Origin of the sequence: Peristeroidobacter agariperforans (assembly GCF_004138335.1) — a bacterium.
GTDB lineage: Bacteria > Pseudomonadota > Gammaproteobacteria > Steroidobacterales > Steroidobacteraceae > Steroidobacter > Steroidobacter agariperforans.
The window spans coordinates 1-25,382 of sequence record NZ_RYFW01000005.1 but is presented as its reverse complement, the minus strand read 5'-3'; the positions used below and the strand labels follow the sequence as shown (position 1 = coordinate 25,382).

21 protein-coding genes are annotated in these 25,382 nt (G+C 61.7%); 7 read left to right on the top strand and 14 right to left on the bottom strand.

Going from position 1 to position 25,382, the window contains the following annotated elements; translation table 11 throughout:
- Nucleotides 1–79 precede the first annotated feature (79 nt).
- Nucleotides 80–1,105 carry an MFS transporter gene (locus tag EK373_RS27950; protein ID WP_157994572.1) on the top strand — a complete coding sequence of 342 codons (1,026 nt, stop codon included), beginning with the start codon at nt 80–82 and terminating at the stop codon, nt 1,103–1,105.
- 234 nt (nt 1,106–1,339) lie between these two features.
- Nucleotides 1,340–2,131, top strand: a complete 792-nt coding sequence (locus tag EK373_RS27945; RefSeq protein WP_129648058.1) for a phytanoyl-CoA dioxygenase family protein — start codon at nt 1,340–1,342, stop codon at nt 2,129–2,131.
- Between the two features lie 44 nt (nt 2,132–2,175).
- Here the strand turns inward: EK373_RS27945 and EK373_RS27940 are convergent, their stop codons facing one another.
- Genes EK373_RS27940 through EK373_RS27930 form a run of 4 tightly spaced genes read right to left on the bottom strand, consistent with a single transcriptional unit; the run spans nt 2,176 to nt 6,045 of the window.
- Nucleotides 2,176–3,387, bottom strand: coding sequence for an FAD-dependent monooxygenase (locus EK373_RS27940; RefSeq protein WP_129648056.1), 1,212 nt, complete (start codon nt 3,385–3,387; stop codon nt 2,176–2,178).
- Nucleotides 3,384–3,533, bottom strand: coding sequence for a hypothetical protein (locus EK373_RS33230; protein WP_157994571.1), 150 nt, complete (start codon nt 3,531–3,533; stop codon nt 3,384–3,386). Before EK373_RS33230 ends, EK373_RS27940 begins: the two co-directional genes overlap by 4 nt.
- Nucleotides 3,530–5,524, bottom strand: coding sequence for an Ig-like domain-containing protein (locus EK373_RS27935; RefSeq protein WP_129648054.1), 1,995 nt, complete (start codon nt 5,522–5,524; stop codon nt 3,530–3,532). Before EK373_RS27935 ends, EK373_RS33230 begins: the two co-directional genes overlap by 4 nt.
- A 53-nt stretch (nt 5,525–5,577) precedes the next feature.
- On the bottom strand, nt 5,578–6,045 hold the full coding sequence (locus EK373_RS27930) for a DUF3237 domain-containing protein (protein WP_157994570.1): 468 nt from the start codon (nt 6,043–6,045) through the stop codon (nt 5,578–5,580).
- 82 nt (nt 6,046–6,127) lie between these two features.
- Here EK373_RS27930 and EK373_RS27925 point away from each other — a divergent pair, with 82 nt between their 5' ends.
- Nucleotides 6,128–6,793: a TetR/AcrR family transcriptional regulator gene (locus tag EK373_RS27925; protein ID WP_129648050.1), complete on the top strand. Its 666-nt coding sequence runs from the start codon at nt 6,128–6,130 to the stop codon at nt 6,791–6,793.
- Between the two features lie 11 nt (nt 6,794–6,804).
- Here EK373_RS27925 and EK373_RS27920 read toward each other — a convergent pair whose 3' ends face one another.
- Complete coding sequence (locus EK373_RS27920; RefSeq protein ID WP_129648048.1) at nt 6,805–7,464, bottom strand: TetR/AcrR family transcriptional regulator; 660 nt, start codon at nt 7,462–7,464, stop codon at nt 6,805–6,807.
- A 134-nt stretch (nt 7,465–7,598) separates the two neighbouring features.
- On the opposite strand from EK373_RS27920, the gene aceE reads away from it, so the two are divergent.
- On the top strand, nt 7,599–10,232 hold the full coding sequence (aceE, locus tag EK373_RS27915; RefSeq protein WP_232831365.1) for a pyruvate dehydrogenase (acetyl-transferring), homodimeric type: 2,634 nt from the start codon (nt 7,599–7,601) through the stop codon (nt 10,230–10,232).
- Nucleotides 10,233–10,345: 113 nt separating this feature from the next.
- A complete protein-coding gene (locus EK373_RS27910) occupies nt 10,346–12,295 on the top strand; it encodes a TonB-dependent receptor domain-containing protein (RefSeq protein WP_129648044.1) in 1,950 nt (649 codons plus the stop codon).
- Between the two features lie 204 nt (nt 12,296–12,499).
- On the opposite strand, the gene EK373_RS27905 is transcribed toward EK373_RS27910, so the two are convergent.
- The gene (locus tag EK373_RS27905) at nt 12,500–12,730 is read right to left on the bottom strand and encodes a phosphopantetheine-binding protein (RefSeq protein WP_129648042.1); all 231 of its coding nucleotides are present in this window, start codon (nt 12,728–12,730) and stop codon (nt 12,500–12,502) included.
- Between the two features lie 762 nt (nt 12,731–13,492).
- Here EK373_RS27905 and EK373_RS33525 point away from each other — a divergent pair.
- Nucleotides 13,493–13,726, top strand: a complete 234-nt coding sequence (locus EK373_RS33525) for a WGxxGxxG family protein (RefSeq protein WP_198683703.1) — start codon at nt 13,493–13,495, stop codon at nt 13,724–13,726.
- A gap of 125 nt (nt 13,727–13,851) precedes the next feature.
- Here EK373_RS33525 and EK373_RS27895 read toward each other — a convergent pair whose 3' ends face one another.
- Both EK373_RS27895 and EK373_RS27890 read right to left on the bottom strand, forming a co-directional pair.
- A complete protein-coding gene (locus EK373_RS27895) occupies nt 13,852–14,685 on the bottom strand; it encodes an exodeoxyribonuclease III (RefSeq protein WP_129648040.1) in 834 nt (277 codons plus the stop codon).
- Between the two features lie 15 nt (nt 14,686–14,700).
- Nucleotides 14,701–15,048 carry a cupin domain-containing protein gene (locus tag EK373_RS27890; RefSeq protein ID WP_129648038.1) on the bottom strand — a complete coding sequence of 116 codons (348 nt, stop codon included), beginning with the start codon at nt 15,046–15,048 and terminating at the stop codon, nt 14,701–14,703.
- 177 nt (nt 15,049–15,225) lie between these two features.
- On the opposite strand from EK373_RS27890, the gene EK373_RS27885 reads away from it, so the two are divergent.
- Nucleotides 15,226–15,417 (top strand): hypothetical protein, encoded by a 192-nt coding sequence (locus tag EK373_RS27885; RefSeq protein WP_129648036.1) that lies wholly within the window; start codon nt 15,226–15,228, stop codon nt 15,415–15,417.
- Between the two features lie 132 nt (nt 15,418–15,549).
- On the opposite strand, the gene EK373_RS27880 is transcribed toward EK373_RS27885, so the two are convergent.
- The 6 genes from EK373_RS27880 to EK373_RS27855 form a co-directional block, all read right to left on the bottom strand.
- Nucleotides 15,550–16,623: a hypothetical protein gene (locus EK373_RS27880; RefSeq protein WP_129648034.1), complete on the bottom strand. Its 1,074-nt coding sequence runs from the start codon at nt 16,621–16,623 to the stop codon at nt 15,550–15,552.
- A gap of 24 nt (nt 16,624–16,647) precedes the next feature.
- Complete coding sequence (locus EK373_RS27875) at nt 16,648–17,973, bottom strand: S41 family peptidase (RefSeq protein ID WP_129648032.1); 1,326 nt, start codon at nt 17,971–17,973, stop codon at nt 16,648–16,650.
- Nucleotides 17,970–18,464: a MarR family winged helix-turn-helix transcriptional regulator gene (locus EK373_RS27870; protein WP_129648030.1), complete on the bottom strand. Its 495-nt coding sequence runs from the start codon at nt 18,462–18,464 to the stop codon at nt 17,970–17,972. The genes EK373_RS27875 and EK373_RS27870 overlap by 4 nt, the downstream gene beginning before the upstream one ends.
- A 133-nt stretch (nt 18,465–18,597) precedes the next feature.
- Nucleotides 18,598–20,211, bottom strand: coding sequence for a M28 family metallopeptidase (locus tag EK373_RS27865; protein ID WP_129648028.1), 1,614 nt, complete (start codon nt 20,209–20,211; stop codon nt 18,598–18,600).
- 1,211 nt (nt 20,212–21,422) lie between these two features.
- Complete coding sequence (locus EK373_RS27860) at nt 21,423–23,447, bottom strand: AIPR family protein (protein ID WP_129648026.1); 2,025 nt, start codon at nt 23,445–23,447, stop codon at nt 21,423–21,425.
- A gap of 585 nt (nt 23,448–24,032) precedes the next feature.
- A complete protein-coding gene (locus EK373_RS27855; RefSeq protein WP_232831336.1) occupies nt 24,033–24,311 on the bottom strand; it encodes a hypothetical protein in 279 nt (92 codons plus the stop codon).
- Nucleotides 24,312–25,382: the final 1,071 nt, after the last annotated feature.

The window sequence follows — 25,382 nt, the reverse complement described above, 5'->3', positions numbered from 1 at the left end:
TTTGTCTTTGGAGCATTCGATGGCACGCGACGGCGATGTCATGGTCGAAGCCTGCGAAGGATGGCGATCTCACGCGCTCGTGTTGGCGCTCGGCGCCTTTGCCGTCGGGACGGATGCGTTCGTCATTGCAGGCATCCTGCCCTCGGTGGGCGCGACGTTACGCGTGAGCACCGCCGCGGCCGGACAACTCGTGACGGTCTTCTCGCTCGCCTATGCCATCGCGGCGCCGATCCTCGGTGCGCTGACCGCGGGCTGGTCGCGCCGATCCGCGCTGGTGATCGCGCTTGGGTTGTTTTGTGCTGGCAATGCCATGACGGCCGCCGCGCCGAGCTTCATCCTGGCGCTTCTGTCGAGAATCATCGCGGCCGCGGGCGCCGGCCTCTTTACCGCGAATGCGAGCGCGACCGCCGCGATCCTGGCAGGCCCGCAGCATCGCGGTCGCGCGATCTCACGGGTGATGATGGGTCTCACGAGTTCGCTTGTATTGGGCGCTCCGCTGGGCACCGCCATCGCGAACGTGTCTGATTGGCGCCTGACGCTCTGGCTCGTCGCGGCATTGGGTCTGCTTGCCGGTGCGGCCATCTTCGCCAAGCTCCCCGAGATTCGCGAGACCGACCGCCCTCGCCTGAAGGCTCGTTTTCCTCCCTTGCAAAACCCGAACGTTCGCAACGATCTGCTGCGTGCCATCGTGATCTTCACCGGCGTGTACCTTCCTTACACCTACATCAGCGTCGTGTATCAGGCGCTCATCGCCGCCGACGCCCAATGGCTCAGCCTCCTGCTCGTGATATTTGGAGGGTCGGGGACGCTGGGCAACCTGGCCGCAGGCGCCCTGGCGGACAGAGTCGGCCCGGTGCCGGTGATCTTGGGCGCGTGCATCAGCCTTGCGGCAGTGTTGCTCGCGGTGCCTTCGCTTGCGCACTCCCCGGCCTGGGCCCTGCTCGCCGTGGCGCTCTCGGGACTCTTCTCCTTTGCTCTTACGACGCCGCAACAGCACTTGCTGCTGGCACATGGCAAGGGCGCGCATCTGTCGCTACTGACGGGGCTGTATCAATCCTGCGTCTACCTTGCGGTGTCCTCTCGGGCGTGTTGGGCGCGGTCATGATCAGTGCGCAGATCGAGCAGATGTTGCCGGCGGCCGCCGCCGTCGTGCTCCTGTTCAGTGCCGGCGTGACGTGGCTTCACCATCGCCACTGATCTTGCTCGCGCTCGATGCTCTCGTCGGGAAGCAACATTTGGTTGCTTCTATTTCAAGCCGTTCGATCGCTCGTTCATGCTACTAACGCAGTTGTGCAGCCCAGGTAGTCGTTTCACTTCTTGAACGATCGGTCGAAGAGACATGCATTATCCACAGCCCACCTCTGATGATCTCGAGCGTTTCGAGCGCGATGGCTTTCTGGTCGTGAAGGGTGTGATCGATCCCGAGGAAGGACAGGCGTTCCTGCGGATGGCGCAGGAGCTCGCGGTCGGGCCGCGCGACGGCGCGAACGACTGGGACTGGCGCCGGGGCGAATCGCTCGACAATCGTGTCTACCGCATCGTTCAAAGCGGCGTCGACCGGCTCTATCCATGGGTCCAGCAATCCCGCTTTCGTGCGTGGGCGGCGGCGTTCGGCGCCGCGCTGATGCGCCAGGAGATGGAGTTCTGGTACGAACAATTTCTTGGCAAGCCGCCGGGCATCGGCGCGGCCACGCCCTGGCACCAGGACGAGGCGTACTGGGGCCGCACGCTATCGAATCGTGGCATCACCTGCTGGACGGCGTTCCATGCCGTCGGCCCGGAGAATGGGTGCATGCATTTCGTTCGTGGCGGACATCGTCGGCTGTTGGAGCATCGCAATCCGCCGGAGATGGCGAGCGACCTGCTCATCTGCGAGGTGGACGATGCTGCAGACATCGTTGCCTGCCCGATCGAGGCGGGAGATGTCACGTTTCATCACAGCCGCATGCCGCACATGACGACGGCAAACGTCTCGGAGCGCTGGCGTCTGGTACTCACCCAGCACTTCCGCAATCCGCTCTGCAAAGACTTACCGGAGGATCATTATCCCTGGCGCGTTCACGTCAGCCAGCGAAGTGGCCAGCGCGTACAGCAGGATGGACGCAGCGAAACGTTGCAGGAGAAGGAATGACGCGCTGACGACCCATCGGCGCCTTCGCCCAACCAGCCGCGCGCCTACGCGGGCAGTGTGACGGATGCGACCTGGCGCAAGCCCCGAAGCGCACGACGCGGCAGCAAGGGCACAATCCGACGCACGCACGGCGGCGATCGCAGCACGAGCGGTGCGAGGCGCAGGCCGAACGTGATCTCGAGTGGGGTTCGTGGAATGAGCGCTCGAACGAGCGAGGGGCCCACGTCACGGCTCGCCTCGACCGCGGGGCGGATTGCACGCTCGTAGTTCGGTAACGCCGCGGTGTAGTCGCCGCGGGCCCGGGCGAGTTCACCCGCAAGAATGTAGGCGGCGATGATGGCGAGCGTCGTGCCGCCGCCGACCGCAGGCGCCGGACAGAACCCCGCGTCACCAACGAGTGCAATTCGTCCCTGCGACCAGCGGCGCATGCGGATCTGACTCACCGGACTGAAATAGAAATCCCTGGCGCTCGGCACACGAGTCAGCAGGCTCGGCACATGCCAGCCCTCCGCTGCAAACACCTCGCGGACCAGCTGCTGTTGTCGGTCCAGGTCGTGGCGCTGGAACTGAAGCTCTGCCAGCCGACGGAAAAGAAACATTGCAGCAATGTCACCGCTTTCGCGAATCGGCGCGAGTGTCACAGTTTTCGCGGGTGCGAGATAGCGCGCCAGATGGCCTGGCGGCATCCAATCGTTCGGCAGTGAGAATCCGCACAGGTAAGCCCCGAGATAGCGACTGAACTGCGAGGCCGGTCCAAACATCAGCTGCCGCACATTCGAATGCTGCCCGTCGGCGCCGATGACCAGATCGAACGATCGTGCAGAGGCATGCTCGAAGCTGACTCGCACGCCGTCGGCATTGGTATCGATCGCACGGATCGTGTCGCCGAACAGATAGTCGACGCCCTCGCGTGCCCGCTCAAACAAGAGACTCACCAACGTGCCGCGCATGATCTCGACGTGCCGATCGGCGATGGGCGTCGCCAACACGTTCAGAGGCATAGTGAGCGGGCGTCGTCCTGGAACAATCGTCGTGCCGATGTCATTGCCGGTGCGCGAGGCCTCGACTGCGGGCAGCAGGCCCATTCGTTCGATCACCTCGACGGCCGATCCCCACAGATCGACCGCGTGGCCGCCAAGGCGGATTTGCTCCGCGCGCTCGACGACGGTGGGCCGGAAGCCGTAGCGTTTGAGCCAGTACGCGGTGATCAGCCCCGCGATACCCGCGCCCGAGATGAGGACTCGAACATTTCTCATCGCTGTCCGATCCACTCATCCCGCCGGGCGGGCAGCTGACCTCGGGCATCGAGCGAGTTCATCAAGACGTGCCCGAGCGTCGCGACGAGCGCGACCGCGATCGACACGGCCGCGCTGGACCCGCTGTCGCCGAGGGCCACACTCATCGAAACGAATAGATCGCGACGCTGCGTTCGCCATTCACGCCCTCGACGATGACATTCACGTCAAGTCCAATGAGGGTGAGACAACAATAGCTGATGGGCATCTGGATGGTGCCGGAGGTGGCGGTGGCCGGCAGCAACGGGCCCGGCTCCTCGGAAATCATCCTTTGTCCAGTGCGTGAGTCTTGCAGGTGCCGGGATCGAGTGAGTCTCACGGTCTCGATCGCATAGCTCTTCGGCAAGCTCCACTCAACCTCGAGCGACTTGCCCACTGCATCTCCGAGTGCATGGCCGGTGAGATTGGTCACCGAAATGGCCTCCGTCGTGACCGCATTGCTGCGGAGCTGGTAGGACGTGACGGGCCGGTCGGGAAGATCCACAGTGACGGTGAACTCCGTATCCGCTGGCACCGGCGTCGCCAACGGGCCGCTATCCAGTGAGTACGCAGCATAGAGCCCCGAGAAGATCAGAGGCGAATCATTCCACAGCCCGCCGCCACTCACTGTCGCACCTCGCAGCAACACCTGGCCCTCGAAACTCGCGCGCGCGATGACCGAGGTCCCCGATCCGCTCGTGATCGCGCCCTGGTAAGTGCGCGCTTCCGTGAGCACCGATACATCGGCGAGGCGTTGATCACCGTGAAACAACCACTCGGCGCCGTAGCGTTTGAAATGATGCTGAACTCGCTCGGTACGCGACCCCTGGTTGTCCCGGCGGCTCATCGTACGATCGAAGGTCGCGGTCATCAGCCCCGCTGCCGCATCGATAAAGTCGATACTGCGCAGTCGATAGCTCAGGTTGTAGGCCCACAGCCCGCTCACGAGCCGGTTAGATTCCCACGTGGGATCGATGCCGGCATTCAAATAATCGGTGGCGAGAAAAGCAATCACGGGCCCTCCCCCCGAATTGGGGCCGGCGGTCCCGAGCGTCTCGGCGAACTTGGTCAGCAAGGCATTCACGCCGGCGAGCGCGTCCTGCTCCTCCGGTTGCACCGCCATGAGCGTTTGTGTGGTCGAACTGTTCGAACCGCTGGGGCTCGACACATTCGTTTCCAGCGTCAGCGAGGCCGGCGCCGCCTGGATGCTCAGCGTACCGTGCTGTGTGGTCGTCCCGTCCGTAATGACGAACGATCCGGCGGCCGGCTCGACGCTCGTGCGATCCAGAACCTGATCGACCCCCATGCCGTCCGCATCGAAGGCGCTCGAGATCAGATTGAACGTCGTCGCATCCACGCCCGCCTCCTCGAGCCAGCGTCGCACGGCAGAGTGCACGAGGGAGTGGACCACCTGCAGCGAACCAACCGTGACCGCCGGGCTTCGCGAGGGATCGCCAAAGGCGGCATCGATGGAGAAGCTCTGCGCGGCATACCAGGAACGCAAGATCAGATCGGTGAGCGGCGTGACGTTGATGACGCCGCTGACGCTCTCCGCGCTCGCACTGTAGAGCGGCGCGGACGATGCCTCCTTGGACTCGGCTCGAACCAGAAACGGCAACTCGAGCCCGGTCGTGGTGATTACAAACGACCCATCACCAGCGGTGGTCGCCGTGCGCTTGACACCCCGATGATCCGTGAGCGTGACCTGCGCGTTGGCAAGCGGCGCGCCGATCGCCGCCGTGCCCGTGATCCGCGTCGGGGGCACGACGGTCACGGTCACCGGCGCGCTCGTCACGCCCTGCGCGCTTGCGGTGATGTTGCTTGCGCCGGGCGCGATGCCCGTCACCAGGCCATCGCTGCCAATCGAAGCAATGCTCGTATTGCTCGAGGCCCAGGTGAAGCTCACGCCTTGTAACGCGTTGCCCGTCCGATCCTTCGCGGTGGCGGTGAATCCTTGCGTGGCGGCGGTGCCAACGGTCAAGGTCTCGGCGGAGACGGTGATCGAGGCAATGCTTTGGGCGCCAACTGCCCCACCGTCACCATCGCCGCCACAACCCGACAACAGCAATAATCCAGCGCACGCCATGACGCGCGCGATCGAACGTCTCGCGAATTCCATGATTCTCTCTTCCGTTAGGGATCAATGCGCGGGCGTGTCCACGCCCGCAACGATCAGGACAACAAATACATCCGGTAATCGACTTCCAGGCGCTGCAGATCGGCTTGCACCGAGGCAACACAGACGCTGCGATTGAGCCAGGCATACTGCTCACGCCCGGTGCGATAGCGAGCGCTGATCTTGCCTCGCACCGCGTTGGGCCGATGCCCCTCGAGAAAGCGTTCGTAGCCGTGCTCACCGAGCTCGAGCAGCCCCAGATGCTCGCCAAAGATCAGCGCGCCATCGCTCGTTTCGATCGTACAGCGCACATCGAGCACGCCGACGCCGTCCGGGCGCAGCACGAACCAGTCGCCACCGGAGCGACGCAGCCGGCCGCGCAGCTTCGGTCCCACGCATTCGCCCTCCTCGATGAACAAATGAATGCGCAACCCTTCGGGCGTCGTGCCGACCTGCTCGACTTCGCGTCGCAGCTTCAAGTGCAGATCGAACAACGGCTCGAGATTCAAAAAGGGTGCGGTCACGCCTGCCTCCTGGCCAATACGAACGATCGCACTCTAATCGAACGATCGTTCGTACGTCAAACCTTGCTAAGATGAACGTGTTATGAAAAGAGCTGCGCCTGCCAAAACGAGCAAAGCCTCACCCGCCGATCGCCGCCGTGCGCACGGTGAGAGGACGCGCCGTGAAATCCTGGAAGCCGCGCGTCGGATCGCCGCCGCGGACGGTCTGGAAGCCTTGAGCATCGGTCGGCTCGCGACCGAAGTCGGCATGAGCAAAGCGGGATTGTTTGCGCATTTCGGCTCGAAGGAATCGCTGCAGATTGCGACGATCGATGCCGCGTGGGACGTGTATCGCAACGAGGTGCTCGAGCCCACGATGGCAAGCCCCGCCGGCGCCCCGCAGTTGCGCTCGTTCATGGAGCACTATTTCGACTACGTGCAACGTCACGCGAAGGACGGCGGATGTTTCTTCACCGCGGCCTCCTCGGAGTTCGACGACCGAGCCGGCCCGGTGCGCGATCGGGTCTTCGAAACGACGGCTGAGCGCAGTGCCTTTCTAGAACGCGTACTGCACGAGGCCGTCGCCGCCGGCCACCTGCCGAAGAACACCGATGTGGCGCAAATGACGTTTGAGATTCTGGCGCTCGTGACCGGCACGAACCTGCTGTTCCAGCTCTACAAGGATCCGCAGATCTTCCAGCGCGCCCGTCGCACCCTTCGGGCGATGCCACCGCCGAAACGCTCGAGCAAAACCGCGCCGACTGATTGATGGGTTCGGGATCAGGCGCGTTGGGGCGCGACGATCCCGTGCAGAAAAGTGGCCACCGCCTTCGCAACGAACGCCTGCAATTCCTCCGGCCGCGGCGCGGGCCGAATGCGTAAGACCACCGCAAGATGCAGGTTGCCGCGGATCATGCCGACGAACTGATCGGCCGCCGCCTGGCAATCCTCCACCTCGATCTCGTGCGCGCGTCGACGCTGCTCGAGCACTTCGGCGAGCCTGCCTGCGACCAGCCCCGGACCGCTGTCATAGAAGAGCTTCGCAAGCGCCGGAAAGCGCGTGCCTTCGGAGACGATGATGCGGTAGAGATTGAGTCCGGTGGGCGTCGAGAGCCGCTGAGCGAGGCCAATGCCGAATTCGAGCAGCACCTCGTGCAAAGACTTCGAGACATCCGCCCCCGGCGCAAGCGCGCCCAGCACCGCATTCAAATTGTCACGCACGATGGCCGCGAACAGCTTCTCCTTGCTGCCGAACTCGGTGTACACGTCGCGTTTCGAGCCGCCTGCCTCCGCGATGATCGCATCGATGCTCGCCCCGGCGTAGCCGTGCTTCAGGAAGATCTTGGCGGCGACCCGCAGGATCTCCGCCGAGCGTGCGCGCCCGGCGGCGGACGCCCGAGTGCTGCTGAGCTTTCCTGCCGGTGGTTTGTTTTTCGACATGCAGCTGCCCTCTTGGTACTACCCAGTACCACGGTGCCGGTGATATGGTAACGCATAGTACCACACCCACCCCCGCGGCGGTCCGATCGCCGCGCGCTCGCATCGATGGGAGCACGAGCTTGAACACCCTCGCAATCGCGGCAACCGATATCGATCAACAGGAGACCCAGGAGTGGCTCGACGCTTTTGACAATGTGCTTGAGCACGAGGGCCGTTCGCGTGGCCATTTCCTGATCGAGGCGCTGCTGCACCGGGATGCGGCCGTGCATGGCGACCGGCGCGCGGTGGTCACGACTCCCTACGTCAACACGATCGCCCCGGAGGATCAGGGCGAGTATCCGGGCAACCTCGAGATCGAGCGTCGCATCAGCGCGCTGATCCGCTGGAATGCGATGGTCACGGTGCTGCGCGCGGGCAAGCACTCGAACGTCGGCGGCCACATTGCAACCTACGCCTCGGCCGCCGTGCTCTACGACGTGGGCTTCAACCATTTCTTCCGGGCGCGAACACGCGAGTTCGGCGGCGACCTGCTGTATCTGCAGGGCCATTCGGCGCCCGGCTTCTATGCGCGCGCCTTTCTCGAAGGACGCATCAGCGCAAGCCAGCTCGACAACTTTCGTCGAGAAGCCGGTCGCGACGGCTTGTCCTCCTATCCGCATCCGCGGCTCATGCCGCAGTTCTGGCAATTCCCGACGGTCTCGATGGGACTCGGGCCCATCACGGCGGCCTATCAGGCGCGCTTCATGCGATATCTCGAACTGCGGGGGCTGCTCGCCCCACAGCAGCGCAAGGTCTGGGCGTTTCTCGGCGACGGCGAGATGGATCAGCCCGAATCGCTCGCCGCGATCGCACTCGGCGGGCGCGAAAAGCTCGACAACTTGATCTTCGTCGTCAACTGCAATCTGCAGCGCCTCGATGGCCCGGTGCGCGGTAACAGCAAGATCATCCAGGAGTTCGAGGCCGCGTTCCGTGCGGCTGGCTGGCACGTGCTCAAGGTCGTCTGGGGCAGCGGCTGGGACGCGCTCCTGGAGCGCGATCACACCGGCGTGTTGCGCGAACGCATGATGGAATGCACCGACGGTGACTATCAAACCTTCAAGTCACAGAACGGCGCCTATGTCCGCGAACATTTTTTCGGGACGTCTCCGGCGCTGCTCGACCTGGTCAAGGATCTCTCCGATGAGGAGATCTGGGCGCTCGAGCGCGGCGGTCACGATCCCCGCAAGGTCTATGCCGCATATGCCTCCGCTATGCGCCACACGGGGCAGCCGACCGTCATCCTCGCAAAGACGGTGAAGGGCTTCGGCATGGGCGAGGCGGGCGAAGGGCTGAACGTCAATCATCAGCTGAAGAAGATGGGCCCCGAGGCGGTCCGCGCCTTCCGTGACCGGTTCGCGCTGCCCGTGCCGGACGATCAACTGCCCGAGATGCCTTATCTCGAGTTGGCGCCGGGCAGTGAGGATGCGCAGTATTTTACGGCGCGCCGTGCGCTGCTCGGCGGTGCGCTGCCGGCACGATCCTCCGCGCACGAGCCCCTCGAAGTTCCCGAGCTTGAGAGCTTCGAGAGTCTCCTTAAGGGCACGGACGGTCGCGAAATCTCAACGACCATGGCGTTCGTGCGCATCTTGAGCATCCTGCTCAAGGACCCGCGCGTCAGCAAGCGCGTGGTGCCGATCGTTCCGGATGAATCGCGCACCTTCGGCATGGAAGGCCTGTTCCGGCAGATCGGCATCCACTCCCACGTCGGCCAGCTCTACACACCGCAGGACGCGGGCCAGCTGAGCTACTACAAGGAATCAAAGGACGGACAGATCCTGCAGGAAGGCATCAATGAGTCCGGCGCGATGTCCTCCTGGATCGCGGCGGCGACGTCCTACGCCAATCACGGGCTTGCGATGCTGCCCTTCTACATCTTCTATTCGATGTTCGGCCTGCAGCGCGTGGGCGATCTCGCCTGGGCCGCCGCCGACGGTCGCGCTCGGGGCTTTCTGCTCGGCGCGACCGCCGGTCGCACGACGCTGATGGGCGAAGGACTGCAGCATGCGGACGGCCACAGTCATGTGCTCTCCTCCGTCATTCCCTCGTGCCTCTCGTATGACCCGAGCTTCGCCTACGAACTCGCCGTGATCGTGCACGGTGGCTTGGAGCGCATGTATCGCGACCACGAGGACGTGTTCTATTACATCACCCTGCTGAACGAAAACTACCCGCACCCGCCGATGCCCGAGGGTGCACGCGGAGGCATTCTGAAAGGGCTTTATTTGTTACGGCCCGCCGATGAATCAAACGCCGCGTGCACGTTGCAGCTGATGGGCAGTGGATCGATCCTGCGCGAAGTCCTCGCCGCCGCGGACCTGCTGAAAGAGCACTTCGGGGTGGCGAGCAACGTCTGGAGCGCGACGAGTTTCACTGAGCTGCGCCGGGACGGGCTCGAGGTGGAGCGCTGGAACCTGCTGCATCCGCAGGCCTCGCCCCGCATCAGTTACGTACAACAATGCCTTGGCACGCATCAGGGGCCCGTCATCGCCGCGACGGACTATATGAAGATCGTGGCGGATCAGATCCGGCAGTTTCTGCCCGAGCGTCGCTTCATTTCACTGGGCACGGATGGCTATGGCCGCTCGGATACGCGCGAGTCGCTGCGCAAGTTCTTCGAAGTGGATCGGCACTACATCGTCCTCGCCGCACTCAAGGCGCTCGCGGATGAGGGGCGCATCGACGCGGGGCGTGTGAGTGAAGCGATCCAACGCTACGACATCCAGGTCTGAGACGCCAGGCGCCGCAGCCCGGTGAGGACACGAGCCTGCTGCGCAAGAATCGGGGGGCACGATCGATTTGAACCACGTTAGGGTGGCGCATCGTCGTCGGGCAAGGAGCCGATGTGAGTTCGCGGGCTGCGGTTCGAGGATGGTTGTTTCTATCTCTGTTGATGCCGCTGGCGGACGCGGGCGCGCAGGCCACAGCGAATGCGGTTGCGGTCGCCGAAGATGCCTTTGGGTCCACCGAAGGCGATGAATCCGTCGGCATCTACGATCAAACCTCCGTGCGCGGATTCAGTCTGGAAGCGGCGGGCAACTATCGCATCAACGGTCGCTACTTCGTGAAGAACGGCGGCGTCAGCAGCTTCTTCCTCGAGAAGACGATCGTGCGCATCGGCTACAACGCGCTCTTCCTGGATCATCCCGGCCCTTCGGGCGTCGTCGACTACAAACTGCGCGACCCGCGGCGCGATGAGCCGAGCCTGGTGACCCTGGGCGTCGACTCGTATGAGCAGCCCTTCACAGAGCTGCATTTCAAATATCGCAACCCTGCCGATACGTTGTCGATGTCCCTGGGCGCAAGCCGGCGATTTCGATGGGCTGACGAACAAGGCGGCGAAGGCAACGATTGGCTCGTGGCCGGAACGATGCGAGCGACCTTGTCGTCCACTGCTCGAGTGCAACTCTTTGGCGGGGAGTATCGCTATCGTCGTCACGGCCGATTCCGGGTGAGCCTGGCGCCCGAGGCCGAAGCGCTGCCCGCCGAGATCGAGCGCGGACGCTATCTCGGACAGTCCTGGGCCACCGAGACCGGCGCGAAGCGCATCGTGGGCGCACTCGCGGATCTTGATCTCGAGGACGACTGGACGTTGCGAGCCATCGCCGTGTTCTCACAGGAAGCTCCTGACCGCAGGTTCACCCAGCTCTTCTCAAACGTCACTGCCGATGGGCTGGCGCAATCGAGCGTGATCATCTCACCCGAGCAGCGCTCTCGAACCTACTCCGCCGAGGCGCAACTGGGTAAGACCTTTCGCACCGGACCGCTCGCTCACAGCGTCGCCGCGGACGCACGCTTTCGAGACTCGGACAGCCGCTTTGGCGGCGAGCGTGCCGTCACGATCGGTGAGATACGCCTGGCGCAGTCCATGCCTGACGTGGCCGCGCCCAATCGGCAGGCCCGCGCGGCAGCCCTGCGCGATACGATTGATCAACAGGGACTGGGCTTGAGCTACCAAGTGGCGCTGCCGGGTCGCTTCCGAGCGAGCAGCGGCGTTTTGTATTCCGACTACGCCAAGCGCTTCACGAATGACGCCGGCATCGTCAACGCCAATGAGTCGGCGCCATGGCTGTACAACCTCGGTGCGGTGGTGACGGTGCGCGACGCCATCGAACTCTACGGCAGCTATACCCGCGGACTGGAGGAAGCGGGCATCGCGCCGTCCACCGCTGCAAACGCCAACGCCGTGCTCGAGGCGACGATCGCCGCTCAGAAAGAACTGGGCCTTCGTTACAGCACGGAGGGCGCGACGTTGATCGTCGCGGGTTTCGATACCCGCAAACCGCAAGTAGGCATCGATGCGGTCACAGGCTCGTTCGATTTTTTGGGCGAAGTCACCCATCGCGGGATCGAAACCTCCTTGTCTGGCGCGCTCATGCCGAAGCTCTCGGCGATTCTCGGTGCCGTCTACACCGAGGCCGAGGTGCGCGGACCCGACGTCGATGCCCGATTCATCGGGCGTCGAGCGCCTGGCGTTCCCGACTGGCGAGCCGTCGCCGCCGTGAACTATCAGCTATCGCCACGAATCAGCCTCGATGTCGGTATCGAACATCTCGGCGAGCGCGTCGCGCGCTCGCGCTTGACCGCCGCCACCGGATCGCAGCTGATGCTATCCCCTTCCACCGTCGTGGACATTGGCGCCCGCTTTGGCGCCGAGATCGCCGGCCAGCCCGTCGTGATGCGCGCTCAAGTCTTGAACGTCTTCGATACGTTCGCCTGGAAACCCGCGCCCGGTGAAACACTGGATTACGTGCCGCAACGTTCGCTTCGCGTGTTATTGACGATGCCGTTCTGAAGCGGCCGCCAGCCGCTATCCGTGCTCCACCTGCGTGACTGATCCGTTCACGTGAACGTGCTGGTGCCGGCCCATGCTCCATCCTCGTGTGCTTCAGGCGCAAGGAGCGCGGCCGTACCCGAAGGGCCGTCTACGGCAGGCAAGCCAGACTCGAACGATCCCTGGTGCGTCCTGCTCAATGGTGTAGCCCGGCCTCGATCTCTTTCAGATAATTGACGACCTGCTGACCGTTGATATCTGCGCCGGATCCTCATGCGGAATATCAACATCAAAGGTTGCCTCCCGCAGCATCACGAACTCGATCATCGCGAGCAAATCGGCGCCAAGATCGCGTCTGAAATCCGTGCGCGGCGTCAACATTTGTTCGCGTGCGCTCAATTTCTCTGCAATCACAGCAAGGACTTTTCCTTCGATCCTGTTCGTCAGGCCAAGCATGGGCGTAGTGTGGTCAAGCGACCCCGCAGCCGCATTAACAAGTGAACATGGGCGCGCGACAGCGGGAAACTTTTTTCTTTTGTCCTGTGGTTATTCGAGCCGGGCCCGTGATGACATCGAGGCGTCGTCATCACCCCTTCATTCCCGGCACCGACCGGACTCACCGCGTGAGCGGTCGCGTTCCCTACGTCCGTCGGCGCCTTCGATCCCCCGCTCCACCTGCCGCCGAGGCGCTGCTTTTGAGCGCCATTTCGGTGATTGAGGCCACATCAGCGAGGGAACATGCGATCCAGGTCAGCGAATCGGTTGGCCGGTAGTGCGCGCAATGACCGAGGCGCCGCTACAAGCGGCTTTAGCGAGAGACAATGCGATCGGTATTTTGCCGACGTTGGGGAAGTCTTTTTGCTTCCCGCTGCCAGCGCTCTTCTTGCGCGGCGCCGTCGTGGGGGTCTTACCGCTCATCGCGCTCGTGCAGCATCAGATCGATGCGCCTGGGCGTCGGTGACATCGACGCTGCGAGATGGTTTCGACGCTTCCAAAGTCACAGCGGCAGCAGCAGCAGCTCGACATCATCGCCTCCAGCCAGATGTACTACGCTCGATCTTCACATAACATTTGTTAATTGAAGATTGTCGGGCGAGACTCGTCGTTTGGCAGCAGCCGTAAAGGGGTGGTGCTCAGTTCGAATTCGGGAACCAAGATGCGTCGTGTGCGTCCCTGTCACACTCAGTTATTCCAACTGAAATCTGACGGAGATTGAAAATGCGTAATGTACTTGTAAGAGCCGCCGCTCTCGGCGTGCTGATCGCCGCCCCTCTGTCGTTGCCCGCACAACAAGCCGGAGACGATATGAATCAAGCGACCGATCGAGCAGATCGCGAAGATCACGGTGAGTGGGGCTGGCTGGGTTTGCTAGGGTTAGCGGGCCTGTTCGGTTTGAAGCGCCGCGATCACGACGTTAATGTGCCGCATAGTGGCCGCGCCGCCACCCGATGAGTGACGATCTTGGACTGGATGGGGCGCGCCGATCGCACGCCCCATCTCTTGGTGACGGCCTTGGGTCGTCAGTCTTCAAGAGAAGTATCGGCAGGGCCCGACGGCCGTCATTTGCGAGATCGGGCCTAGGACTTCCGCGCGCGTGGCGCGACACTCGAGCGAGTCTTCTTTTTGGGCGCCCGAGCGGCACGCCCAAGCTCGATCCACGTGGGCGCATGATCGCTCGCGTGCGGTTCACCACGTACCCAACGATCCACGCCGTCGTCCTTCACCCGGGCGGCAGCAGCACGATTGGTGAGCAAATGATCGATGCGCAGGCCGGCGTTGCGTGCCCAGTGGTTCCGGAAGTAGTCCCAGAATGTATAGATCCGATCGTCTGGATGCCGACTGCGCAGCGTGTCCGTCCAGCCCTGTTGCAAGAGCTCGAAATATGCCGCGCGACTTTCAGGCTGCAGCAGCGCATCTTTGCGCCATGACTTCGGGTTGTAGATATCCTCATCCGTCGGCACGACATTGAAATCCCCGGCGAGCACCACCGGGTGCGGAATGTTGATGAGTGACGTCGCGTGCTTTCTCAGGCGCTCGAGCCACGCGAGCTTATAGGCAAACTTCGGCCCCGGTTGTGGATTGCCATTGGGCGCGTACAGGCATCCGATGATGACGCCGTTCACCGCCGCTTCGATGTAGCGACTCTCCTTGTCGGCGGGAGCGCCCGGTAATCCCCGGCGACTTTCGACCGGCTCGCCCACCCGACTTAGGATCGCGACACCGTTCCAGGAGCGCTGGCCCTGCCAGATCGAGCCATAGCCTAGCGCTCGTAGCGCTTGCGCCGGAAAGCGTTCCTGCGGCGCCTTCAACTCCTGCAAACAGGCGACATCGGGCTGCTCGCGCTCGAGCCAGGCTGCCAAATTCTCCCAGCGGCCGCCGATGCCGTTGACGTTGAACGTTGCGATCTTCATACGTTGCGCGATTCGCTACGAGCTGCGCCGCCCGGCGGTGCGCTCCTCTCCCGCCGGGGTGTAGGCAGGTGGGGAATAGAAATTGAGCGTCTTGAGCGGTGTGCGGCCGGTGCAGCGGATTTCGTGTTTCTCATTCTGCTCGATCAACAGCAAGGTGTTCGGACGAAGCGCGTACGCCTTCCTGCCGATGGTTGCCTTTCCCGTGCCCGAAACAACGAACAACCACTGATCCGCGCCTTGATGCTTGTTGCCGGCATCGCCTTCTTGATCGCCGGGCTCGAGCACCATCTGTGCCGCCTGCATCCGCCGGTTGCCAAAGATGACTTTGAAGCCGACGCCGAACCGAAGGTGCTTGTGCTTCATGATAGGAACTTCAGACAGATAGGACGGAACGTTGCCGCACCACGACGCGTTCCGCCCCTGTTGCTTGCGGACAGACTCTTCAGGCCATTTGGAGGACTAACGATGGCGACCAAAGCAAAGCGCTCGAACGGAAGAAAGAAATCCAGTTCCGCCCACGCACGAGGAGCCAAACAGTCGGTGACGAGAAGCAGCTCAAGTCGGCGAGACTGGAGCGCCGCCGAGGACAAGGCGCTCAAGACGCTGATCAAAGAGAACACCCCGACTCGCGTCATTGGCCTGATGCTGAAACGAAGCGAAGCGGCCGTGCGTCAGCACGTTTCCAGGTTGGGACTGTCGCTGCGGCCGACGAACCGATCGCCGTACGGCTAGTTCTTAATTCATATCGATCCGTGCATTCTCACCGTCCGCACTCCGACGATCGCGGATGAAGCGCTGTGCGGCTGCATCGGCAGGGCCTGCGGGCCGCACCATCGGTGCTCTGGCGGGCAGTTGGAGCGTTCATCATCGGGGCAGTCGATAACGGGCAATGCGTGAGCCGCTGAACGTACCGACCCACAGCTCGTCGCCGACCCGAATGGCGGCCGAGGCGCCACCGAACGTTGGGCTGCCCGGCTCATCGAGCAACACCTCGATCGACAGAGAAACAGGGTCGACGGCGAGCACTTTGAAACCCACCTCGCAGCTGCTGCGGTTCGCGCACGCGAAGATCTCCGTCGGCGGCGCGGCCTGACCGGTAATCAGCAGGCGACCATCGGCCATGGTACGAATGTTGTCGGGATGGACGGCGCCCAGCGCCACCGTCTGATGGGTGTATGGAATCTCACCGAGCGAGATGACGTGAAGGCTGCGGTCGCCCCACCCCGTTACAAACAACCGCTTGCCATCCTCGGAAACCGCAATGCCATTGTTGGCGGAGAACTGCGTGCCTGGCACTTCCGACCAGCCTGCGCCCGGCGCCCACTTCGCGACGAACCCGCTGATGCCGCCCACCATCGCCTTTTGATAAGTCTCGGCATCGGTACGAATGCCGAAGCTGGTCACCACGAAGCCGCCGCCCGGCACAGGCGCCACCGAATTGGGCATGACGGCGGGCGGCACGACGACGCAACCTTTCCAGGTCAACTTCGGCTCGGCAGCGCTCACCTGCAGATCGAAGATCTCGATGGACTCCCGACCGATGTGGTTGACCGCGTATAGCTCGTGTGTCGAACCTGCCCCGTAGCGAATGGCGATGCCGTGGGCGGCGAACTGATCCTTGCCAGGCGCGCCAGGACAGTCGGCGTAGATTGGCGCGGTTGGCCGTTTGAAGTCAGGAGCGACGGAACGCGCCGAGCCGCTGCGGGTGTCGATGAGATAGAAGCCGCCCTCGGTCGGTGGTTTGGTCAGCCGGCCCGCGAGCACCCAGGGCGTGTTCCGAATGGCCAGGAGATCTTCCGCATTCCGCACATCGCAGATATAGGCCGCGCGCTCGTCCGATGGACAGTCAGTGCGGCTGGCAGCGTGGCGTTCGGAAGCCGCGCCTGTCAGCGAGCACAGCGCTGCGAGCATCGCGACGGCACTCAATGATGACCTCATGTTCGATCCTTCGATGCTCGCCGCTTAGTCGCGAGTGATCACTTGTGGCTTGGCCGCCCCCACGCGCAGCAGTTCCATGCGCTTGCCCGTGAGCTTCACCCGCAGGCCGTCCACACGCTCAACTGCAAACAAACCATCCGCGGTCATTGGTGACAAGCGCGCAGGTTCGCGATCGGGTCGACTCAGCCACAACGTCCCGTCACGAAACTCGACCTCGATCGCCCCAAAACGCCCGGCCAGCGGCTGCAAACGCGCAGGCAGGAGCGTCACCGGATTCAGTTTGGCGTCAACGGCGGCCTTGGCCCATGCATACTCGCGGCGATTCTCCGCACTGACACCCGTCATCTCGCTCAAGCGCGTGAGCGCCGCCGAGTGCGCGACTTCCAACGCTTCATGCGAGGCGGCCGGGATGCTCGGCGCCACGCCCTCGCCTTCCCAGTTCGCCTTGCTGACGGGATGCACCGGTCGGCCATAGGAGATGCTCAGAATGAAATCGGGTGCGATCGGCAGCAGCGTGTTGTTATTGGCTGCGCCCACCGTCTTTGATCCCACGAGCTCGCCGAGCTTGAACTGCTGAACGTCATACGCGAAGGCTTCTGCCGCAGAGGCCGCGCTCAGATCGATCAACACATAGAGAGGCATGCCTTTCATCCGCCCGGCCGGCAGGTGCTCGAGCGTTCGTGACTGCGCCTGTGTGTCGATCCCTTCGAGAAAGGTCATTTCCAATACGTCGGGATCCATGAAGTGACTCACGAGATAGCGAACCGCCGCGTGGGCGCCGCCGCCGTTTCCTCGGATGTCGATGATCACAGCGTCCCCGCCCTTGAGGAAGCGCATCGCATCGTCATACACGGCGCCGGTCTGATCGTTGAGCCAGTCGAACCGACTGATTCGTAGATAGCGGACATTGCCTTCTAAGACTTTCATCTCCGTGAGCCCATGGTGCTCACGCAGCGCGAGCCGCTGCCACAGTGCCTCCTCGCCGCCATTCTCCGCGGTGCTGCGGCTCGCAATCGCGTATCCGGCAGGATCGAAGCTCAGCCACAGATGTTTGTCGTGGCTCACGCTCTTCAAATCCTCGCTCACTCGTTCGGCAAAGACCAACGGATCGCTCGTGGTATAGCGACCGTTACGCGCCTGCGTCTGCAGCCGCTCGATGATGCGAGGTCGCATCTGCGGAAACACATAGCGTTGCTCAAAGGCCGCGATGATGGCATTGAGTGCAGCCTCTCGCTCAGCCGCCGAGAGCTCCGCGGCGGCTGGCTGAGCCTGACCGAGCGCCGAGGCGCACATCAGCCCGCCGACCACCAGCATGGACGTGAAACGAGACAAACGAGCAGTCCACATCATGTCTTCTTCCTACGCTTGGAACGCGCGCCCTTCGCCGCCGCATCGATACGCTGCGTGAACGAAGCGCGATCGAGGGCGTCAATCGCCTCTTTCAACACATCAGATAGTGGCACTGAGAGCTCCGAGTCCAGCATTCGCGCCGCCTCGTTGGTTGCGCTCCAGTGCCGCTTCAGCTTCGGAATCATCGCCTTCGCCGCGGGTGTGAGCACGACGATACGCTCGCGTGCGTCACCGCCGGGCTCCAATTGCACCAACCCCTTCTCGACCATCTGCGCCACCGTCTGGCTCGCCGCTGAATGCGTGATGCCCGCGGCGCGGGAGATGCTTCGGATGGAGGCAGGCCCCGATTCCAGCAAAGCGCGCATGACGGGCGTGTAGCGCGGCCGGTAGTCCAGCCCCGAGTCGACATAGCTTCGCTCGACGGCTCCGTCGAGCTTCTCGATGAGATCTCGCAGCAAGGTACCCAAAGTCGGGTTGGGGCGATCGAGCATGCGGGGAAATATATAAGCGCTGTTACATTTGTGCAAGAGAGGAGCTAAACCTGGAGCCCTTAGTCTCGCAAAGGTTCATTGCCTGTTATCCAGGCGCAATACTCCGATCAGAATCTGGCTGCGTGCTGAAGACCTACGGACGTTTGGCACGTTCGGCCGCCGGCGCGAACACCGCTGCGAGCTCATCCGCCTCGTACCACCGAGGCCGATCCGGCGCATTGGCCGTGCCGGCCACCACCGCGTACATGTATTGCCCCCACCGTTGCGCCACGTCCCAGCGCAGCGGCAGCTTCATATCATCCGAGGGTTGGTGATAGTGGCGTGACTCGTAGTCATCCCACGCCGCCACATCGTCGCCACCCTCGCGGCTATTGCCACGCGCAGGATTGGGGAACAGCACCGGAATGCCGGCGCGCAGGAAAGGATATTGATCGCTGAGCGCCAGATTGCCGCGAGCGGGAATGGGATCGGGCATATGTATCGCGTCGATGGATCGCGCGGCCGCAAGCGAGATCTCTCCGAGCGTCGAGTGTTCGGCGCCCAGCGCGACGATGCCGGCGAAGTCATGAAATGCCATGAGGCCATCGACGCTGATCGCCGCGACGATCTCGTTCAGCGGAATGGGAGGATGTGCGACGAAATAGTCGGCGCCGAGCAGCCCCTTCTCCTCCGCCGCGGTCGCGAAGAACAGCACCGAACGTTTTCCCCCGCCGCCGATACTCAACAGCCGAGCAACCTCCAGCATCGCAGCAATGCCACCCGCATTGTCGACTGCGCCGTTGTAAATGGTGTCCGGATTCCCTTTGGGACCGACCCAGGCGTCCAGGTGCGAGGCGATCACGACATACTCATTTTTGAGCTTGGGATCCGTACCAGGCAGCACGCCGATCACGTTCGGACTCGACAAGTCTTCATGCACCGATCTGCGAGACAGCCGCATCGAAGCGGGCAGCTTGAAGCCGCGAGGCGGCGATGAGGTCGATTGCTGATAAATCTCATCGATGTCGCGGCCGGCACCCGCAAACAACGATCGCGCCATCTGCGGTCCCAGCGTGATGGTTGCCTTGATCGTCGGTCGGTTCGCGGCCTGCGCCGGGTCGCGCCAGCCGAGCGCGGGCAACGGACGCGCCTGCCGAGCCCGCTCCCAGGGTGAGAACTGCTCGCGCTCTGGCGATTTGAGCGTCAGCAAAGCAATGGCCCCGGACTGCGCGGCCATGCGCTCCTTTTGCTGAATCCAGCTGTAGTGTGCGCGCAGGGCACCGGGGAAGCTCGCTGGGGCGCCCTCCAGAATCACGACCGCCTTGCCTTTGACGTTCAACCCGGCGTAGTCGTCATGCCGCAGGCCGGGAGCACGGATACCCCACCCTGCAAAGACCACCTCCGCTTCGATGTCTTCCGCGAGCGTGTAGGGGCTCGCGTCGACCGCAATGTCTCGACCATTCTGGTAATGCGTGGTGCCGTCCTTCGTTCTGATCTCGAAACGCACGCCATCGGGCTGCAGAGAGCGGCGACGCAGCGGCACTCTCTGGTAGAAGTCGGTGTTCGCGCCCGCCGGCTTGAGACCATACAACGCAAACTGCGTGGCCACATAGGCCGCAGCGATATCGTAGCCTCTGGTGCCGGCTTCTCTGCCTTCCAGTAAATCGTCGGAGAGAAAGGCCGTGTGCGCTTTGATCGCTTCGCCTGAGACCATCGCCGCTTCGGCCATCGCCGTCGATCCGACCATCCCCAATACGATTGCAAACACTGCACGAAATCCAAGACCCTCCAGCACGTCGTCTTCCTTATCCTGTGAGCAGTGCCGGAAGTTTACACAGGCGCCCGTCAGCCTCGCGCAGTAATGGCCAACCGGCTGCAACTGCGCAATCGGTGCGAACTGGCAAAGTCGTCAAGATGCGAATTCGAGACGCCTCGCGCAGAATTTCAACGTGAGCGTCGTCGTCTGTTCCTTTTCGTTCGGTGAGCCGCGGATCGTCTCGGAGAACTTCGCTCGCGCTTCGATCGCGGCCCGAGCCTAGAATGTTGTGCGGCGTGGTCACTCAGTCAATCATTGCCCCTTCGATCTGCCACCCTGCTCCAAGCTGTCAATGATCTTGATGACAAATCGTTGGTTCGATGTGGGCAGGGCTTGCAAACGCTCAGCATGGGGGACTACAAGCAGCGGTGGCGATGATTGAAGGACGAACATGCGTAGAGCAGCTTCACCAACCTTTTAGCGAGGTCGTGCAATCTCGAGTTGCGTCGCAATGCTGAGTATGCCGCCGCGTTGCTAGGCGAAGAAATGCAGTACTTGTCCCGACGGGAGCCTTCCATCGTGCGTGCGCATGTGTGCGATGTGATTAAAGGCTCGATCGGGTACACCAAGCTTGCGGAGCGCACAGAAGGGCCAGAGACGAGTTTGGTGCGGATGTTCGGGTCGAACGGCAATCCGACGTCCGATAACGTCGCCAATGCGATCTCGCACTTGCTGGCTGCAAGCGGGATTGAGCTTCAAGTGAGGTTTGTCTCCAAGACTCACCGTCGCTCGGCGAAGCGAAGTTCGGTCCTGGCGCACGCCGTTCTGACCGGCGCCACAGCCACGCCCCGTCGCCACCCACCGCATTCGATTACGATGGACTTCAACTGCGCCCGATCTTCCGATCAAATCAGACGCATGAGCACGGAACTCACGAGTTAAGTAATGTCTGCGGTGCACGTCTGCCGAGAAACTCGCGAACACCAAGACAGCCGGCGAGCGATATTCACACTCGCTGCATTGACGCCACCCACAATCAACGCGCTCGCATACGATTCGGAACAACTGGAGCGGCGAACTCCGAGGACGAGCCTCCCGGAGATGACACATCCGACGCACCCGCTGCGGCGGGCATGACGAACGCCTCACATGAAATACATCGTGATGCCGCATTCGGTCATAGGAAACAGCCGTGAGGCTTCTCGCGTGAGAAAAAGTGTGATTCAGCCCCTGTCCTCCGGTACGAGGTTACCTTCCTGGTTCAGTTGTTCAACGGACCACGGAACTCGTTCTGGATCAACCATGATCACCCGCCCGTCCGAAGCAAAGACGATGCCATCTCTCTGCTCGAATCGTTTGCCATCGACGATCAACTGTCGAATCGCATTGCTCACCCTAGTGGGGGTGGAGTTGAGAACTTCTGCTACCTGATGGTGAATCTCGGCGCGCCAAGGCTGTGGGGGCAATACGTCGTTTACCATCGCAATGAACTCATCGGAAAGTGGCCCCTCCCTCATTCGCCGCATCTTCGACGGAAAGTCTCGAACGCCAATGCCTTGGACTCCGCCCAAACAGAATTGATCGGCCGCTCGTCTACAGCACTCAATGTAGACCTCGCTGCGAGGTTTCTCAGGCCGCGCCTCCGCACTGGCAAACGCTCTCACGATCTCCCAGATTTCTGAGAAGTGAACATCCGATAGTGCGGCGCCTGCGAGATCTTTGAGGCGATGCACTGAGTAGGCAAATGTTCCGAACGCCTTGGCGACAGCCAGTAGAGCAACGAGAGGACGCCAGATAATAACGAAGCGCTCTCCCACTTGCTTTCGCGCGGACTTTGACAGCCACGAATCCGTACGTTTGTAGACCTCCACCAGCACAGGCCATACCTCCACCGGAAAATTCTGACTAAACACCGATTCATAAGCCGCCTGATTTCTCATGAACTTTGGCCGAAGCCTGGTGGCTCGCTGTGGATTCTTGAATATGAGAGCGACTACCGCACTCGCTAGATATACAGGTGTTACAAAACGCATTAGCGGCTTACCAATATTTCTATAATAGTTCTTTCGTCGCTCGTAGTACCACTCGTGACGCTCTAGGATCTCCTCGATGTCTCGCTGTATCTTATCAGTGGCGCGGAGCGCCGCTACTTCAACGGGGCTTTGGTTGTTGGTTGCGCGGATGATGCGATCCCTCACTTGCGCATCCGATGAAACGACAATTTTCACCAGCAGGCACCGATCCGAAGATGTAGTGGCGCCCGTCTGGAAATGCCTGAAAACAGTTTCTGTGGTTTGCAGGCCATTCACAATCTGTATGTTCTGCAGCTGAATTGTCTTTCCTGGCACCGTGGCGTTGGTGGCGAGAACGGTAACACCGTTGTTTAACCACCAGAAATCGGGAGCAAGGGGATCGGCCAGAGATCGATCAATCTCGTCGTTGACTTCATTGTCTCCGAGGAAGTCCCTGACGTTTGAGTCAAACAGATATCTCCTGAGCTGACCGCATTCGTCCGTGACAAACCTAACGTAGTCGGCGAGCCTTACCAGCAGCACGTAACTATCCCTTCCGGTCGCCAGATGCTCGACAAAAGGCAAATCTAACGAAAAGCTTTTTGCCTTTCGAAACTCCTGAACAAGCTCGGCAGCACCTACGAACTGGAACTTTGCGCCACTTGAACTGAATAGTCCGCAGATCGTCGACTCGAGCTGCATTGCCCGAGCTCGGACGCTTTCCCCAACTTGATCGGTGTCGCCGCGGCTAACATATCGAACATGAAAGTTAATCGCGGGTCGACTAATGGAGACGCGTCGGTACGTCTGGGACAAGAGCGTGCGGAACGTGAGCACTTCAGAGGAATATGTTCCCTTTAACTCATCGTTCTCCATGGCAAGGTCAAATAGCTCCTGAACGGTCGCCAGCATGGAGTCTAGCGGTGCCTGTTGAAAGGTTGCGTGATGCTTGACGGTGATAAGCCAAACATCGACACTCGCGCTGGTTCTGGGCCATGGAAAATCGGTCGCATCTAGCAACAGATGCCCATTGATAAAAATAAACGCGCCATCTATACCGCCGTCATTGCCTCCATCTACCCAGCCAGATTCGATCTCATCGGATGACAGATCGTAATCCTTTAGGATCTGCTCGAGGGCGAATGCTTCAAAGGTCTCTGCTCGATCACTCGATGCGCTCTCGTCAACACGAGCATCGATTACACCGTCAAGGAGGACAACATCGTTCTTCGCCACACTTCCCCTTCCTGTGGAACTCCACTGAACTGAGTGAACCCGACAAATCTCGGGAACTTCGGTGTCGGCTGCGATCCTACAGCCGCGCGTTGCAACGTAGGCCGCGTATGCACGCTTCCTGCGGCCAATCAAATGCAGGGAGCGTTGAGGAGAGCTCGACTAGGCGGTGACGCTTGTCTCGACACTTCCAGAGCAATCCTTCTCGGTTTCTGCCTGCACACGCGACTGCCGTGATTGCTGAGTGAGAGCCTCACGCAGGCAAGCTAATGGCTACGTGCAGTCCGTCATAAATGGTCGCCTGTGGCGCCTATCGGTCCGCTTCCAACGGCCATGACAGCGCGCGCCGCAGCTATGGCACGTGTCGATATAGACCGTTTGGCCCACCGGTTAAGCCCGGAGCGTAGTGCATGAGTTCGCACCGAAGCTGGGGTAAATGGTGTCCATCAACAGTGATCACCGTGCCTTTTCCCTGAAGCTCGCTGCTTCCGACTTGGCGACCTCACCCATTGCGTCTCCAACCTGGAACCTTACGACAAAGACAACTCGGTGCAATAAGCGCCACCAAGGCCGCGACAGCCGATTCGCCTACTCCTTCGGGCTACGAAAGTAGTAACCGAGAATAAAAGCCAACAGCGGCATCGTTTGATCGAGCACGGCCTTGAGCTCGGCGACATCTCCTGAAGCGGCAAAAAAAGCGGCCGTCGCCATCAACAGCAGCAGCGTGCAGCCGACGACAGCTCGAGCGACGGAGCTTCGCGTTTTATCCAGCGTATGAACTTCGACCGGAAGCCTTGGTTTAGGATCTCGTCGCCGACCATTGCGTCTCGCCATCGCCTTCCCCACAAGTGGGACTGAAGGCGTCACCGATCGATTCGCCCAGGTTTATTGGACTCTGCCCAGTGTTCACATCCCGGGCGCCTGAACGAGCGATCCGCCTTCAGCCGGTGTTGCATAGTCATCCACACGACAGCAACCCGGATTGCGTGGAGTAAGGCGTGGATCCCAGCAGGCACCGGGTGAGCTTGCAATGATGAGGCAACGGGATACTGCGCAGGCTTCGCATTCCCGGGCACAGCGCCGCCACTGCCGTACTGCGCAGCGACCACGCGCGCCTCGACAGCACGTAGAGATGAAGCTGGTGAACGCGTGTTCCGGCAAGACGACGCTCGATCACGCCGGTACGGCGAAGGCTCTCGCGAAGAGCGTTTGCGGGTTGGAACCAACCGAATAACCAGCCCAGCGCGCAGTCAATGCACAAGTCGCGAGATCTCGGTTCAAACAAAAAATTGAACAGGCGACGCAGCCATCGCCTGAGGCACTCCCTATCGAGAGGCGGCGCGATCCGGTGATCCAGCTGCCTGGACCACGACGACCATCGATCTTCGGTGATGAACGCCTCCGGTAGCGGCGTGACGCGGAACGATGCTTGCTGGACGGCATATATACTCACAGCGAGGTGACCGGATCTCGAGCCGTTTCGCCCCCTGTGCAAAGCCCATCGAGCACCCCTGCCCAGTTGATCAGCCTATCCTTCGACGATATCAGTTGACCCGTTCGCAGACCCGGCTCAGCCTGGCGATCCCTCAGGGTGGGTCGCGGTGCTGTCTCGCGCAGTTTTTCTTTCCACTCGCGCTTGTTTCGCGCCGGTTTGCGCCATCCACGAGGCTCGAACCACCAGCGCCAAGGGCGGTATGCAAAATCGAGCCAGTAACGCATCGGCGATGCCTACAAGCGCCAAGCCAGCGCCACTAAAGCCCCCAGGCAACCCTACACCGCCAATAGTCTCCAACGCTCACGCGGATTTGGTCTGGTAATCCTCCCGAAAATTAGGTGAGGCCAGAAGTGGAATTTTCTCGTAACCTTGACCGAGGAGATTCCCTTGAAGAAATCCCGATTTACGGACAGTCAGATCATTGCGATCTTGAAGCAAGCCGA

Excerpts from the sequence above, each read along its gene's own strand:
- EK373_RS27945 (WP_129648058.1), top strand. The coding sequence starts at position 1,340 with ATGCATTATCCACAGCCCACCTCTGATGATCTCGAGCGTTTCGAGCGC.
- EK373_RS27940 (WP_129648056.1), bottom strand. The coding sequence starts at position 3,387 with ATGAGAAATGTTCGAGTCCTCATCTCGGGCGCGGGTATCGCGGGGCTG.
- EK373_RS33230 (WP_157994571.1), bottom strand. The coding sequence starts at position 3,533 with ATGAGTGTGGCCCTCGGCGACAGCGGGTCCAGCGCGGCCGTGTCGATC.
- EK373_RS27935 (WP_129648054.1), bottom strand. The coding sequence starts at position 5,524 with ATGGAATTCGCGAGACGTTCGATCGCGCGCGTCATGGCGTGCGCTGGA.
- EK373_RS27925 (WP_129648050.1), top strand. The coding sequence starts at position 6,128 with ATGAAAAGAGCTGCGCCTGCCAAAACGAGCAAAGCCTCACCCGCCGAT.
- EK373_RS27920 (WP_129648048.1), bottom strand. The coding sequence starts at position 7,464 with ATGTCGAAAAACAAACCACCGGCAGGAAAGCTCAGCAGCACTCGGGCG.
- EK373_RS27905 (WP_129648042.1), bottom strand. The coding sequence starts at position 12,730 with ATGCTTGGCCTGACGAACAGGATCGAAGGAAAAGTCCTTGCTGTGATT.
- EK373_RS33525 (WP_198683703.1), top strand. The coding sequence starts at position 13,493 with ATGCGTAATGTACTTGTAAGAGCCGCCGCTCTCGGCGTGCTGATCGCC.
- EK373_RS27895 (WP_129648040.1), bottom strand. The coding sequence starts at position 14,685 with ATGAAGATCGCAACGTTCAACGTCAACGGCATCGGCGGCCGCTGGGAG.
- EK373_RS27890 (WP_129648038.1), bottom strand. The coding sequence starts at position 15,048 with ATGAAGCACAAGCACCTTCGGTTCGGCGTCGGCTTCAAAGTCATCTTT.
- EK373_RS27880 (WP_129648034.1), bottom strand. The coding sequence starts at position 16,623 with ATGAGGTCATCATTGAGTGCCGTCGCGATGCTCGCAGCGCTGTGCTCG.
- EK373_RS27875 (WP_129648032.1), bottom strand. The coding sequence starts at position 17,973 with ATGATGTGGACTGCTCGTTTGTCTCGTTTCACGTCCATGCTGGTGGTC.
- EK373_RS27870 (WP_129648030.1), bottom strand. The coding sequence starts at position 18,464 with ATGCTCGATCGCCCCAACCCGACTTTGGGTACCTTGCTGCGAGATCTC.